This is a genomic window from Lactococcus sp. DD01, assembly GCF_001578715.1.
Lineage (GTDB): Bacteria > Bacillota > Bacilli > Lactobacillales > Streptococcaceae > Lactococcus > Lactococcus petauri.
This window is the reverse complement of sequence record NZ_KQ968939.1, coordinates 353,614-368,525: the sequence shown is the minus strand read 5'-3', so window position 1 is coordinate 368,525 and position 14,912 is coordinate 353,614. Positions and strand designations below refer to the sequence as shown.

Below are 14,912 nucleotides of genomic sequence, written 5' to 3'. Positions count from 1 at the left end.
AGCTTGAGTCAGAGCTAGAATCGCTTGTCGAAACACGTTCTGAATCAGATTGAGAAATTGATTCTGAGACTGAACTGCTTTCGGAGCTTGACTCGGAGTTTGAATTTCGTCCAGAATCTGAGCTTGAGTCAGAAATTGAAGCTGAAACAGAGTCAGAGGTAGAACTTGAAACTGACTCAGAATCACTTTGTGAATTTCTCTCTGAATCAGATATTGAGGCAGAATCTGAAACTGAGCTGCTCTCTGAGCTTGAGTCGGAACTTGAATTTCGTCCAGATTCTGAAGACGAAACAGAATCAGAGACTGAGTTCGAAGTCGAAATTGAAGCTGATTCTGAGCTTGATTCTGATGCCGAATTTGTATTCGAATTAGAATTAAGTGATTCTGAGGCTGAATCTGAAGAGGAATCACGACTTGACTCGGAAAGTGATGTACTTTCTGAGCTTGATACTGATACCGAAGTTGAAATTGAATCACTTGTTGAGGTACTTGTCGAAAGCGATTCTGATACAGACTCAGAAATTGATGGACGTTCCGAAGTCGAAATTGAAGTCGATTCGCTTATTGAGTCCGATATAGAATTACGGTTTGAGTCAGAAAGTGATTCGCTAACTGAAGCTGACAATGATTCTGACTGTGATACTTCTTCACTTTGTGACTGTGAATCTGAGCTTGACTCTGAGCTTGATTCTCGATTTGAATCTGAAACTGAGGCCGAATGACTGTTTGAGTCAGATGTTGATTCGCGATTCGAATCTGATTGCGAATCTTTATGAGAATTAGATGCTGAGTCTGAGACGGAAGTCGACTCACTAAGCGAACGAGAATCAGATACTGAATCTGAGAGTGACTCCCGATTTGAATCTGAAAGCGAAGTTGAGAGACTGCTGGATTCTGAACTTGACTCACGACTTGACTCTGAGAGCGAGCTACTATCAGAAGATGAATCGCTACTTGAATTTTTACTTGATTCACTTGCTGAATCTGAACTTGATTCCTGCTCTGAAACTGAAAGTGAATGTGACGTGCTTGAGGAATCGGATTCAGACTCACGCGTTGATTCGGAAGTTGAGCTACTTATTGAAGTAGACTCTGAACTTGATTCTGAAATCGATAGGCTAATAGAGCCTGATTCTGAGCTTGACTCACTTGCTGACTCACGATTAGAATCAGACGTAGAGACAGATTCGCTCACTGAATCGGAGTTTGAGTCTCGCGTTGATTCTGAATGTGAGGATGAATTCGAAGCAGAATCACTAATTGAGTCTGATGACGATGCACTAATTGAATCAGAAAGACTTGAAGACTCGCTCTGAGAATCGCGAGTCGATTCGGAGCTTGAAGTTGAATGGCTCGAAGAATCAGATTCTGATCCAGACACAATAGGTTCTGAATGTGAAAGAGAGCTTGAAATCGATTCTGAATCACTTACTGAGTTGGACACGGATGTCGAGTTTGATTCAGAACTTGAATCTGATGAAGACTGACGTTCTGACTCAGAATTTGAGAGTGATTCACTCACCGATGTACTTTCTGAAGCTGAATCAGATATTGAACCTTGTCCTGATTCCGAGGAAGATACAGAATCAGATATCGATTCTGAAACTGAAAGTGAGTGAGAATCTGATACTGACTCACTTACAGAAGCACGATCTGAATCTGATGTTGAAATAGATCCGCTTACAGAAAGACTCTCTGAAATCGAATCAGAAATTGAGCCTTTGCCCGACTCTGATGAAGAAATAGAATCGGAAATCGACTGAGAAACTGAAGTTGAACCAGACTCTGATGCTGATTCACTGGCTGAATTCGTCTCTGAATTTGATGCCAATGACTCTGATGCAGATTCCGAAACTGACTCACGTTTTGAGTCTGAAAGTGACGTGCTTTGCGATGTAGATATAGAAGTTGAGACTGAAGCTGAGTCACTTATTGATCCTGAAGTTGAGACAGACTCTGATAAAGAATCTCGAATCGAGTCTGAGAGAGATTCTGAACTACTGCTTGAATTTGAATTTGAATCACGGATTGAATCAGATAGCGAGACACTTTGAGAATCGGAAATTGATGTTGATTCTGATTGTGAATCACTCATGGAAGTTGAAAGTGAAGAAGATTCCGAATTAGAAGCGCGGTTTGAGTCGCTTGTAGAATTCGAAACACTTGCAGAATCACTGCTGGAATTTCGATTAGATTCACTTACTGATAGTGAATGACTGGCAGAATCACTCTCTGAATCTTCCACTGAGCCACTTAAAGATACCGAAACAGATTCGCTATTTGAATTTCGATTAGACTCACTTATGGATACAGATTGAGAGCCGCTTAATGAATTTGAGACACTTTCTGACTCACTCATAGATGCTGAAAGAGAATCACTCACAGAGTTTGAAACACTCTCAGATTCACTTATAACTTCTGATTCAGAAGTAGATTCAGAACCAGAAATTGATTGTGAATCAGATATTGATTCTGAGCTTGACTCAGAAAGGGTTTCTGATAAAGATTCAGAACTAGAAATCGACTGGGAGTCAGATATTGATTCTGAGCTTGATTCAGAAAGGGTTTCTGAAGTAGATTCAGAGCTAGAAATCGACTGGGAGTCAGATATTGATTCTGAGCTTGACTCAGAAAGGGTCTCTGACAATGATTCAGATACAGATTCCGACCTTGAAATTGAATCCAAATCAGATTGTGATTCAAAGCTAGAATCGGATAAGCTTTTTGAATCACTTTTCGAGTCTGAGTCACTTACAATTTCTGATTGTGAAATAGATTCAGACCCACTCACACTTTCTGATGTAGAGGATGAATCACTAATTACAGGAATTTCATAACGGCTAACTGTTGTCCATCCATTTTCATTCGCAATCCAGTGTCCATCATTTACCACAATTTGAATGGCTGGATTTGTATCCGCCCATTCTGGATGTTTCTTAATATAGTTCGTCCAATAAGTGCTCAAATCTCCATCATAAGAAATTTGGGTTGTATAATCTGTCACCGTTTTTCCGAGAGTTAAATTCAATACATTTTGTTGTGGAACAGAAGGATCAGCTTCAGATTTTAATTTAACCGCAACACTTCTTGGGAGCGGTTTGCTTGGATCAAATTGAACGGTTACATTATCTTTATTCATCTGAACCTTCATCAAACCGTCATATTTTGAAGGATCCGTCCCTTTACTGGACTGATAGTAATAACCTTTATAATTAACGTCATAGATCTGGTTTTCAGTGACTTGTCCGTCATCATAAGCAGCTCTTCGAACTGGACCTTGCAGTACTTGAGCTTCTGATGCAAGTTCAGAATTTGATTCAGATGTAGAAAGTGATTGTGATTGTGACTCTGATACAGAGTTAGTATTCGTTTCAGATTCACTCGTTTCTAACTTAATTGCGACACTATCTTTTTGAGCTAATGTTTCTTTTCCGCTCTGCTTCTCCACTGATGGTTGTGTCGTTTCAGCATAGGTTTGCCCTTGTGAAATCCCGGCACCTAATCCAAGACCTGCTACAAGTCCAGTTAAAGCTTTTAGTCCCGAACCAAATCTTGTTTTATATGTTGCTTCATCTTCTTCATCGTATAATAGTTGGTAAGAAGTTTCTTTAATTTCTGCTTTAACTTGCTGTGCGGATTTTTTGGATAAATTTAACCAGCTAAAGTGCGTTAAACTGGAGATTACCCAAAATTTTCCCGACTTATGCATTTTAAAACGTGTTACTTGTTTTATAAGTCCCTTTTTCTTATTCATTAACCTTTTTCTTTCTTTTAATTTGTCAATACTTTTATACTGTTTCTGTATCTTTACTTGCATGAATTATCTTTATTTTTTTAAATAAAAGCTCACGCATCCCCATATTAATAAGAGAAATAGAGTAAAAATATGCACCCATTGGATATGTTACATCACCTCCTTTACCTTCAAAAACACATGTCTCCATTAATTTTCCTGAGCGCTCGTAGAATTCCATTTTTATTAAAACTGAGTCTTGAGGTTCACAAGTAAAGTCAGTTATTAATTCATAGTGCTTTCCACGCTTTAAAAGGGGAAGTTGTAGCAACGTGCGCTCCCCTTGGTAGAGAGAATTGGAAGTCCACTTCACAATAGTTGCCCCCGAAGGAAAAAAATTATTCGTGAAATAAACTGTATGATCCGAGCGGTATACAATTTTTGCACCATATTTGTAAAAATTTATTTGCGAAGTATTCCAGACTATGTCAAAATCCATTTTGTTTCCTCTCTCGACCGTAAGTTTCCACTAAAATTCGATTATATTGATTAATAAACCATTGATTAATTGCCTGTGAATTATCATTATGGCGCCCAGGTATTCCTTTGCCTATGACTGCTGAATCCTTGTCAGATAAGGCTGTGATAATATTGGGGTACGCATTTTTATCGTAGTCATCATTTTTCATATAGGAAATGATAAAACGTGTATTTGAAAAATCTGATTTCTCAAATGAATCCCAAAAGCGTTGATTCAAAATCTCAACACCCTCCTCTGAGAGACTTCCTGACAACGAGCGTAAAATATCTAAAGAAGTGGGAAATCCTCCTGGTCTGACAAGCTCTTCATTAGAAGCTATGTCACCAATATTCACTAAAGGTTTACCCACGATAACATAACCAGGCGACAGTTCACTTGCATAATAAAGGGCTCCATAAGTTCCCATCGAAAGTCCTGACAAGATGAGTTGGTCACTTGTAAAATGAAGTTCTTGTAAATATCTCTGAATAATCTCAATCAACTGCCTTTCAAGTTCCATACTTCCCATATAAAAACTTCCCCCTTCCAACCGAGGATCAGTAATCAGCAAAAACGGTGTCCCTAGCTTCTTCATCATAAAGAAACCTTCGAAACCTTCAGCTGATCGATAGCCTGAGAAGTAGACATTAAGTGGTGGTTTTAAATCTCCTGGATGAAAGTAGTAAAAAAGTTCTTGGTTTCTTTCATCCACAATTTTTCTACCACCAAGAATGTACTCTCCATAATGTTGGCGAGAATCTCTAAAGTGCAAAGGTCCAACTTTTAAAGTACCAGATCCTGTAGCTGTTAGCGATAAACTTAAGTAACCGATATTTTTCTCATAGGGAACTTCTATTCCTTTTTTTATCTCTTCTTGTGTGTAAACTCGTCTTTCAATGATTTGGCTGCTTCCCTCAAGTATTTTAAGTAGCGTGAAGGAAATCTTTGCGTTGCCTTGGCATTCAAACTCTAACCATATTTTTTTAGAACGGCCATACATGCCAATATTATGCTGCCATGTTACTAAGGAATTTTGAGAAAATCCGGAAAAATCTCCTGTTAATTGCAGATAATCCTGCCCATATATTTCAATCTCTCCTCTAAATTCATCATTTACTGTTAGAGTGTTCACATGAAGTTTTGAACCCATTTGTCCGGAAAAGAAATTTTGCGATACACTCCTTATCACTTCTTCTTTTTTATCTTCTGTGTTCATAAATAAGGGACATTTTTTTAAGGCAAAATCTTGAGGAATCTCTTCTTCATAATCTTGATTAATAATCAGACTATAAGCTTCAATAACTTTTGAAAACTTAGTTACTTGTGTCCAGTTTATTTCGTCTGTACATATCACAGCATCAAATGTTCGTCCCTTCCTCTTCTTCATGAGTGCAAGAGCCTCCTCATCTGTTCCTGCCCACATATCAAAATAAGTCCACTCCAGTTTGTCTCTGTCTTGCAAGGATATGTACTCTTGCCAGTTTTTTTGACCAATTTGTAAAACGTGTGTCTTTTTATTCATTTATTCCTCCTAAAATTTGGCATATCTTCTCTCTAAGAGCAACTCCTGAATATTTTTTTATTTGTTGGACAGCGAACATCCGTGCTTCTTGCCAGTGTTTTAATCGATCCAGATAATAACTTAGACCTTGGTAAAGTTCGGTCCAGTCCGCGATCACTAAACCATTTTTATAGGCTTGCACATATTCTGTTTCCACTTGATTTATCTGAGGAATACCTGCACTTATACCTGCAATCTGAGTAAAAAGATCAGGCTCTTCTCTTAAATCAATAATTAATCGTGTTTCGTTAATGATTCTAAATAGCTCATCATCACTATTTATTATCTGAAGTTCAAAACTTTTCCATAATTGCATCACCCTTTTTACTTCTGGATTAGTCTTTTTTAAGAGTGTTGCATCGATAGAATTTTCTCCTGTCAACATGGGGAGCAGTTCTTCTACAAGCGGCATTTCTTCGGGAAATTTTTCAATAAAAAGAGCACGTATTTTTGCTGAAAAAGCCGAAATTAAGGGATACGATGCCATACGTATAATGATTTGAAAACTTCTTTCAACTTCGCAATTATCAAAGACATCAACTAAATAAGAGAAAAGTATCTCTATGGACTGTCCGATTGCTTCTTCTGTCATGTCTCGGCTATCAAAATAAATAACTTCTTCTTTTAACTCATGACTTCTGCTTAATTCGAATCGCGTATCATAAGGACTAATGCGGTGGATTTTGCTTTCTTCAGTAAATTCTTTTACTTTCTGCATATTCTGATTCGAATCCACAATCACAGCAAAGCACTGTCCAGTAACTTCTTCTAATTCTTTTTGAGTTTTTGTTTTACTACTTAAACGATTGCCAAATAGTGAGAGTGTCATCTTTGGAAGAACTTTACTTTTCTGGAAATAAGGTAAGTTCTTTTCTGTCAATGATACGATTATTGAATCATCTGCACCAAGTTGTTCATAATAACTCTCTAATTTTTCAAACTTAATTTCTTCTAAGCTCTCATAGTATCTTTGCCTTAGTCCTGCTGAATATTCTTCATTTACCTCACACGTAGCATCTTTATATGTGCGAATAACCCAGTGTTCTTGCTGATTCAAATACTCCTTATAGCAAAAGTTGCCATCTTCATAAATATCACGACTAGAAATAAAACCGCGGTCATCATAGATTTCGACTAAAGTTACCTTTCCTCCACTAATATATGTCACTTCAGAAATATAAGATGCTTCTCCTAAAGTAATCTGACCACTAAGTGCCTCTTCCTGATAAACTAAAATATTAAATGGCGTATAAGAAAAAGTCGCCGTATCAGGAAAATTTAAATCCTTCAATGTTAAGCTTTTTTGCTCCACGTGTTTGATTGTTTGTAACTCATCAAAAATGCTTACATAATTGCTTTCTAACAAATCATAGCGGTGAAGAAAGTAACGGAGTTCAGGCATATAATCACTAATAAGAATTTTATAGTCAACATTAGAAGACATGAAAGACTGTATCTGTCCCATCAGATCATCTGTAGACATACCTGACTGTATTTTTTTATTCCAGGCTGGTACAAAATAAATCATCGTTTTTTTCTCCTTCTATTTTTATAATCCTTCAACTTCCGGTATAAAAGCACCATAATCATTTCGATGGTAGTATCTTGAAAACTGCACTGTGATTTCTCGCATCAAAATCATAAGTATGAGCCAAGTAGGAACAAAATAAGCCCAAACACTGATATGAGGCCAATAAAGAGCAGCAAACATTGGTAAACCGATTATCAGACAGTTTAGTGCGGCTGAAATCCCTGCCATGCGAGAGACGTTATGAAAAAGATAGCGCTCTGTATTTTTTCCTGGATAAACGTTATTAAAGTAATCTCCACTTTTTTTCAAATTATCTGCAATTTCTTTATAATCAATATTGACATAGGCAAAACCGTAAGTCAGTAGGACCAAACTAATAAGAAGGAGTATAACACCCAAAATATGATCCAACTGCACCTGTTCGTAAAGAAAACTTAAGAACTGATTATTTTTATCCCAACTTTTTAGCATGAATAAAATATACTGCGGAAATAAGACTACACTGAAAGCATACATAAAAGGCATTCCTCCCGCTGGATTTGTGGGAATAGGAAGGTAGGATTGTGCAGCGAAACGGTCATCCAACATCACATGCATCAAAGGTAACCGGCGTTCTCCTTGATAAAATCTAAAAATCATGAAAGATATTAGCAAAAGAAGGGTAAAAGCTAAAAGCCAACCTAAAAGAGTGATGATACCATGATAATTTTGCACTAAAGGCTCCAGAAAGCGAGCAGGCCAATTTCGAAGCATGCTTACTAAAATAATGATAGTAGGTCCGCCTATACCATAATCTGTATTAAGATTGCCTAACCAGATAAGGACAGCTAAACCAGCTACGAGTATCAAAGCTAAAGAGAGATTACCAATAGGTTTATAGACATCTCCCAAAATTTCAACCTGCGTTATAATACTAAAACTCTGAACCAAACCCAGTAGAATACTAAAAATATATTTCATGCGATAATTTTGCTGGGGAGTGAAACTTTCAATATGAAAGACTTTACTGACCGTAAGCACTCTCCAAAAAATCATAGCTGACATCCACGGTCCTAGCCCTAAAGAAAACAATGACAGTCTGTCAATAGAAAGTCCGGTCATACTCATTGCAAAAGATAGACCAGCTGTTTTACGCGAAAGTTCAGATAGAGCTTGAGCATCTATTCCAGGAATAAGTATATTACTCCCCAATATATAGATGAGCACGATCATGAGTGAAAAGAGAAGACGTTTAATAGCCTTTTGCTTATAAATTGTTAAACTCATCTTTTATGTTTTCCTTTTTTTTAAAATAATCATTTTACAAGTGTGAGAATTATTCTCAGAAGTCCAATAAGGATACCAGATAACAAAAGGATTGAGGTCGCAATCACAATTCGATTTTTTATCTGATGTTTTGGTCTTAAGCGTGATTCCTCTTCGATTTTGGCTTGTTTCTCTTGGATTTTTATTAAAACGGGATCTTGATTTTTCATTTGAGTACTTCCTTATAATCATCAATTGTCGACTGCCCAGATGACCACCATTGACTACCCAGCGCTTTACGATACGCTTTAAAATTCTTACCTACTTCACGGATTCTTTGGACGAGATTCATCCATTCGTTTTGGTGGAAAATATTCTCTGCACTTGTATAGCGTTTGTTGTGAATTGTTTCATTGAATCCCAAGATAAGTTGATTATTCTCAAAAGCTGTACGAATAATGTGCTCAACTTCATTTCCGTGGTTAATATCTAAGTAAAAACTACTTTTTGAAATAAGTTTTTCTAGCTCTGAGTCATCCACTGTTGGATACAATTGCACATTTGAATAATTTTCAAAAGCATGTAGTTTCTGAGACATTGTCGTTCTCGCTGCGATATTAAACTGATAATTTGGTAAAGCATCTAGAAGCTGGTTGAGTTGTGCAATTTGGTCAGAGTTGGTAAGGATTAGAATAGATTTATTTATGGATTTACGTGCTCTCAAATTGTAGAGATAGCCGAGATACTCAATTTGTACATTTGTTTGCTCGTTAATTTGTTGCTGAATTCGAATGTATTCTTCGCGATTTTGAATCACAATACGTTTCGTTGGTGCAGCTTTATCAGATAATATCAACTGCATATTCCCTGGTATTTCAGCTGATTCTTCTTGCCAAAATAAAGTATGGTTATATGCCATATTTGGTTTCTTAGCCTTTAAAGCTTCTGTAATGAAAAAGGGACGCCCGAGTGAATTATAAAATATTTCACGCGTATTGCTTTTGGATTCTTCCAAATAAAAGATAATGAAGTCAGTATAAGTTTCAAAAACATATTGTTTCTTTTTATAATTGAGTTGAATGGTTTGAGTGATATGGTTTATCAAAATCACTTCTGCTTGTTTTTTATCAAAATAAGTTGTCAAAGTCCGCTGTCCATCGCTGTAAGCTTCTCTACCAAACAATGTTCCATATTGATTGTAAAGATCAATTGCTCGAACTCTTCCTGAGTCGTTCAGCCATTCTACGGACTTCACTGCACGATAGTCCGTTTTTCTTTGACTATAATTGATGTGCCCTCTTTTTTTATAACCTTCAAAAATCTCTGCTTTTTGCCCGTCCCCTTTGATTTCCCAATAATTAGGGAGGGAAATTTCATTAAAAAATTTAGGAGAATCATTTTTGGAGGAATTATCTTCTTTCATTCCAGTAAAAAAACTGATAGGTGAAGCGACATGTTCTGGAAGATAGCCATTTTCATTCAAAACAATTGTTTGATGTTTATATCCAGCCTGTTGAAGGGAACTTTCTAAATCTTTCTCTTCCTCACGATAGTTTTCAAATAAGTTAATCATGTGTGACCTCCGCTTCAAGTTGTGCCCATTTCTTTTGAATATGAGAGGTTAGAAATGGTTGAGCAATGTGATAAGATGCCTCGCGAACTTTTTCAAGTGCTGTCTGGCTTTGCTTTTGATGTTTCACAATTGCTTCTGCAATTGCTGAAATATTTTTAGGCGTTTCATTTTTACTATAAGACACTAATAAGCCATTTACTTCAGATTGAATAAAAGTTTGATTGCCATAAGGAACATCATAGCCAATCATTCCTAAACCTGAACCAACTGCTTCTAATAATGTAAGTCCAAAACCCTCACTTGTTGATGTCGAAACATAAGTCGTATAATTTTTATATATATTTTTTAAATTATGCTGTCCCATTAAATGTATATAATCACTCGCTTCGAGTTCCTTGATTAACTTTCTTAAAATCGGTTCATCACCACCGCGTCCATAAATATCAAGGCTAAGATTTTTTATCTGTTTTCGTGCTTGCACCGTTGCCCGTATAAGCCAGTCCAAATGTTTCTCGCTTGCTAAGCGTGAAGCAGTGATTAAGGTATTGGCTTTCCTTTTTTTATTGACCATGAGTTTATCAATGCTACCTACTGGTATTGCGTAAACAGTGATTGGACCTTTTCCATATTTTAAAAACTGTCGTTCCAAAACTTGCTTCTGAATTTCTGTGGCAGTAACGAAAAAGTCAATACTTCGTGCATTTTCGAACTGATAATCGTAATAATTGTTCCAAAGAATCTTCTTCTCTGTCGTTAACGGCGCATTATAATGTTCTGCATGAATAACGACACCAACTTTAGCTTCACCTTTAGCCTTGATGATTTCTGGACCCATTCCTGTCGAACGATCGATAATTAGAATATCCTTTTTAGTTAAACCTAGGCTTTCAACAAAATGAATCAAAAGATTTTCTTTAGAATAAATGGTTCTATCCTCAAAAATATATAAACTTTGTTCTCCATTAAGAAGCTCATCGTAGGCAGTGGAGCCATCTTCATTGAAGAAACGACGTTGATAAAGATTCGCTTGATTGTTGACAGGTTTAAAATATTCAGAAAAGATTTTGACATAGTTATAATAATCCCTCTGAATTAAATTCCCATTGACAATCGTTTCTGTTTTGTAAACTGCCCCACTTGCTCCTGTTTTGTCTATAAAAGCTGTGACCCGTTTGCCTTCCCAGATATATGAAACTAAATTTTCATTTTTTTCTATATGTTGTGGTTTGTTTGCAAAGCTATTTTCAAGTTGTTTAAGTGTAAAAGTTGTCGGGCTAATTTTAATATTTGTAAAGTATTGATAGAGCCAAATAACTTCATGGTCTTCAAAACCAATATTTTTAGTCATTGGTTCCAAGTTTTCATGGAAAATATCTGTAAAAATAAATTTTGCCTCTTGTTTATTCTTCTTAAAAATATTGGAACGATAAGCTTGTGCATACTCCACTCCTGAACTGGCCCAGCCTATGCCAAGATTGAAATTATAAATGGTCATTTTCTTTTCCCTTTTCTAAAAATAAGTAATTTTGTATCTCCATAAGCAATTGTTTAGTGAAAAAACCTTCCTTCACAAGTGCCCCCACACGTTGCACGTTGGAACTGATTCGCATGTACTCTGAAGAGGACATGCATTTCACATAATCTATTGCCTCCTCAAGATTATTTGCCACTAAACCAATCTCTTGCTCTTCCACAAAGCTTTGTTTTGCTAAACCTTTATTAACAATAATTGGTAAGCCTGCAGCAAGATAGGTGCTAAATTTAAAAGAAGCGTTCATTTCTGAGTATTCTCGTTCAAATTGGTTTTCAATATTTTCGCTCCAAACTAACCCAAAGCCACCTTTATTAAGTTCACGTAAAAGTTGATCATCATGTTGCCAACCTTTCATCTTTAAAAAGCCTCTTGCATTCACTTCACCATTGCTAAAAACTTCTAATGGTAAATCACTGCTCCATTCTTTCACAAAAGGAAAACGTGTAATATTTCCAGCAAATTTCAATTTGCGTTGAAATTTTGGATATTTCAAATTATCAATTCCTACCAAATGGTCCCAGATACCTTGTATTTTCACAGGGCTTGTCAGACCTCGTTCTCGTAGTTTTTTCTCCATTCGTTCCGAAGGCAATATTACTAAGTCAGCTAAATTGTAAGCCTCTAAGTACCGCTCAAATAAATAGTCATTATTTTGAAACATAAGAGGCACAAAATCATGAATAAAGACGACTAGTTTATCTACTCTTTCACGAAGTATTTTCAAAAAAACTTCATCAAATGCAATCCCGTTCCAAGATGGCATTTGAGCAATGGCCAAATCTCCCTGTGTGACAGAAGACAGCATGCCAATGATTCTTTTTTCTTTTTCCTCTGGTGTATCTTCACTCACCGAATAAGCCGAAACACTGATTTCTTTAAATCCTTCATCTTGTGCAAGCTTAGTAATCATATGTTGCGCAGTCATAGCCGTGCTTTGTTCACTTTGTCCATATAAATTTGTTATATACTTTCTCATCTATCCTCTTATCACTTCTCTAAGGAAAAGTTACGATAAGTTCCCCTTTCTTAATATCTAGCAAACTTAATGCAGCGTTTTTTAGAATTAGGAGTGAGACTTCACTTTGTCTTTTTTGGTAACTTCTTTGAGCCTCCTTTTCAAATTCAGCAATGGGCTTTTTTTGTGCTGTCGATCGACTTTGCACAACAAAGCGGAGTTGATTCATTGCGTCTACTTGATTACTCCAAGAATTATCTATAGCTTTCAGCATTGTAATCTGTAAATATTGAAGAAAAGCTCTATCATCGCCAATTTTTTCTCTTTTTGCTTGAAGATTTTCTTTTAAAACATGCCTTATATACCATTGTTTAAGTTCATTTGTTTTCAGATATTCTTCATTAACATTTTTAAAATTATAGTCAATATGATCTAAAATAAAACGTTGTATAGTATGTGAGGTCTGTCTCTCTTTAGTTGAAAAATAATCATTAACGACAATTTCTGCACTCTGATTTACGATTAATAAAGCTTCAGACACACTTCTAAGTTCCATAATTTCTTGACGCTTCTTATTTACTTGCTCTTTCTGCAGGCGTAAAACTTCATCAAATTGGAGAGCCTTTATTCGCTCATCATAACCATTTTGTTCTGAAATTTTTTGAGCTTTCCTAAAAGCACGCTTTACCTTATAATTACGAATCGGTTTTGTAACTTCTTTATATTTTTCATAATAAGCTTGTATGCTTTCTTGGACGAAATTTTTAATAACATCATCTTCTAAAGACTCAAAGGTATAAGTATCCCCAGGTTCTCCCTGTCTACCTGCTCGACCTTTGGCTTGTAATTCAATACGTCTATTTAACATCCGCTCAGTTATAACAACTGCAAGCCCTCCTTTTTCACTAGCTTCTTCCGAGATTTTAATATCCGTACCTCGACCAGCCATAGAGGTAGAAATAGTCACCGCTCCGACCTGTCCTGCTTCAGAGATAATTTGCGCTTCTTTAGAGCTGCTCTTTGCATTAAGGATATTATGAGGAATTCCTATATTAAGTAAATTCAAAGAATAAAGTTCTGAAGCATCAACAGACCCTGTAATGACGAGAACAGGACGTCCTTCAGCATGTAAAGAAGTTATTTTTTCAAGGCTTGCTTCTAATTTAGCCGCAAAATTTGTGTAACTTTTCGGTTTGTGATCAACTCGGATACTTTTTTTATGAGTTTTTATCATTTTTACTGGGAGATTATAGGTATTGATAAATTCATTTTCCGCAACTTTTGCTGTGCCTGACATACCAGCCAACTGTCGAAACTGACGGAATAAATTTTGATAAGTTATAGATGAAATCGTCTGTGTTTCATTGCTTAATTCAACAAATTCTTTTGCTTCAATAGCTTGATGTAAGCCATTTTGTAGATTCGAGCCTTCTAAAATTCGTCCATCTTTGCGGTCAAGCAGTTTAACTTCACCCTCTTCCACAAGATAATCTCGGTCTCGTTTTAATGTATGATGTGCTTTTAAGGCCAATATTATATGTTGGTAGAGTGTAAAGAACTGTTGATCAAGAAGATTTGAAATCGAAAAATATTTCTTCGCTTTTGTAATGCCTTTTTCTGTCAACCAAACATTTTTCTGTTCTTCATCCAATTTAAAATCAGCTTCTTTTTGGAGAATCGTAATGAAAGCATTCGTGTTCTCAAAATAATTGGATTGAACTTTTGGCGCACCTGAAATAATCAAGGGCATCTGCGCACTATCTAGAAGGATCTCATCTACCTCATCTAAAAGAGCATAAGTTAATTTCGACATAAACTTCTCTTCTCTTTTTTCAGCCAAACCATCGATTAAAAAATCAAAAGCTAAAGTTCCATTTGAAATATAAATAATATTTGCGGCATAAACTGCTTGCCTTTTTTTCACATCAAATTCTTCTTCCTCAGAATCACTCATACCATTAGCAACTTCTAACCCTAACCATTGGTAGACAATACCAATGCGTTCAAAGTCCCTACTGGCTAAATAGTCATTCGTTGTCACTAAAAAGACTGTATCCAGATACAAAGCTTTTAAATAAAGAGGTAAAGTAGCCACTAAGCTCTTTCCTTCACCAGTCTTCATCTCAGCAATTTGCCCCTCATAAAGGGCTAAAGCACCGAGCACTTGTTCATCTGTAGGATATAAACCTAGCACCCTTCGATCTGCTTCGCGAACTACCGCAAATGCCTCGGCAATAATATCAATTTCTTTCTCATTATT

10 protein-coding genes are annotated in these 14,912 nt (G+C 36.2%); all 10 read right to left on the bottom strand.

Going from position 1 to position 14,912, the window contains the following annotated elements; all coding sequences use genetic code 11:
* A partial coding sequence (locus LACDD01_RS11975) for a KxYKxGKxW signal peptide domain-containing protein (protein ID WP_197458021.1) occupies positions 1-3,754 on the bottom strand: 3,754 nt, incomplete at its 3' end.
* Positions 3,755-3,788: 34 nt separating this feature from the next.
* Positions 3,789-4,232, bottom strand: a complete 444-nt coding sequence (gene asp3, locus LACDD01_RS01820; RefSeq protein WP_061413024.1) for an accessory Sec system protein Asp3 — start codon at positions 4,230-4,232, stop codon at positions 3,789-3,791.
* Complete coding sequence (gene asp2, locus LACDD01_RS01815) at positions 4,222-5,775, bottom strand: accessory Sec system protein Asp2 (protein WP_061413023.1); 1,554 nt, start codon at positions 5,773-5,775, stop codon at positions 4,222-4,224. Before asp2 ends, asp3 begins: the two co-directional genes overlap by 11 nt.
* Positions 5,768-7,342: an accessory Sec system protein Asp1 gene (asp1, locus tag LACDD01_RS01810; protein WP_061413022.1), complete on the bottom strand. Its 1,575-nt coding sequence runs from the start codon at positions 7,340-7,342 to the stop codon at positions 5,768-5,770. The genes asp2 and asp1 overlap by 8 nt, the downstream gene beginning before the upstream one ends.
* Positions 7,343-7,363: 21 nt before the next feature.
* Positions 7,364-8,611, bottom strand: a complete 1,248-nt coding sequence (secY2, locus tag LACDD01_RS01805; RefSeq protein ID WP_061413021.1) for an accessory Sec system protein translocase subunit SecY2 — start codon at positions 8,609-8,611, stop codon at positions 7,364-7,366.
* Positions 8,612-8,640: 29 nt separating this feature from the next.
* Complete coding sequence (locus LACDD01_RS01800) at positions 8,641-8,820, bottom strand: hypothetical protein (RefSeq protein ID WP_017370017.1); 180 nt, start codon at positions 8,818-8,820, stop codon at positions 8,641-8,643.
* Entirely contained in the window at positions 8,817-10,163 is a 1,347-nt protein-coding gene (gene gtfB, locus LACDD01_RS01795; protein ID WP_061413020.1) for an accessory Sec system glycosylation chaperone GtfB, read from the bottom strand. The genes LACDD01_RS01800 and gtfB overlap by 4 nt, the downstream gene beginning before the upstream one ends.
* The gene (gene gtfA, locus LACDD01_RS01790; protein ID WP_061413019.1) at positions 10,156-11,658 is read right to left on the bottom strand and encodes an accessory Sec system glycosyltransferase GtfA; all 1,503 of its coding nucleotides are present in this window, start codon (positions 11,656-11,658) and stop codon (positions 10,156-10,158) included. Before gtfA ends, gtfB begins: the two co-directional genes overlap by 8 nt.
* Positions 11,645-12,673, bottom strand: a complete 1,029-nt coding sequence (locus LACDD01_RS01785) for a sugar transferase (protein ID WP_061413018.1) — start codon at positions 12,671-12,673, stop codon at positions 11,645-11,647. The genes gtfA and LACDD01_RS01785 overlap by 14 nt, the downstream gene beginning before the upstream one ends.
* A 19-nt stretch (positions 12,674-12,692) precedes the next feature.
* Positions 12,693-14,912: preprotein translocase subunit SecA (locus LACDD01_RS01780; protein WP_061413017.1), on the bottom strand; the 2,220-nt coding region annotated here is incomplete at its 5' end.

Excerpts from the sequence above, each read along its gene's own strand:
- secY2 (WP_061413021.1), bottom strand. The coding sequence starts at position 8,611 with ATGAGTTTAACAATTTATAAGCAAAAGGCTATTAAACGTCTTCTCTTT.
- asp2 (WP_061413023.1), bottom strand. The coding sequence starts at position 5,775 with ATGAATAAAAAGACACACGTTTTACAAATTGGTCAAAAAAACTGGCAA.
- LACDD01_RS01800 (WP_017370017.1), bottom strand. The coding sequence starts at position 8,820 with ATGAAAAATCAAGATCCCGTTTTAATAAAAATCCAAGAGAAACAAGCC.
- gtfB (WP_061413020.1), bottom strand. The coding sequence starts at position 10,163 with ATGATTAACTTATTTGAAAACTATCGTGAGGAAGAGAAAGATTTAGAA.
- asp3 (WP_061413024.1), bottom strand. The coding sequence starts at position 4,232 with ATGGATTTTGACATAGTCTGGAATACTTCGCAAATAAATTTTTACAAA.
- LACDD01_RS01785 (WP_061413018.1), bottom strand. The coding sequence starts at position 12,673 with ATGAGAAAGTATATAACAAATTTATATGGACAAAGTGAACAAAGCACG.
- gtfA (WP_061413019.1), bottom strand. The coding sequence starts at position 11,658 with ATGACCATTTATAATTTCAATCTTGGCATAGGCTGGGCCAGTTCAGGA.
- asp1 (WP_061413022.1), bottom strand. The coding sequence starts at position 7,342 with ATGATTTATTTTGTACCAGCCTGGAATAAAAAAATACAGTCAGGTATG.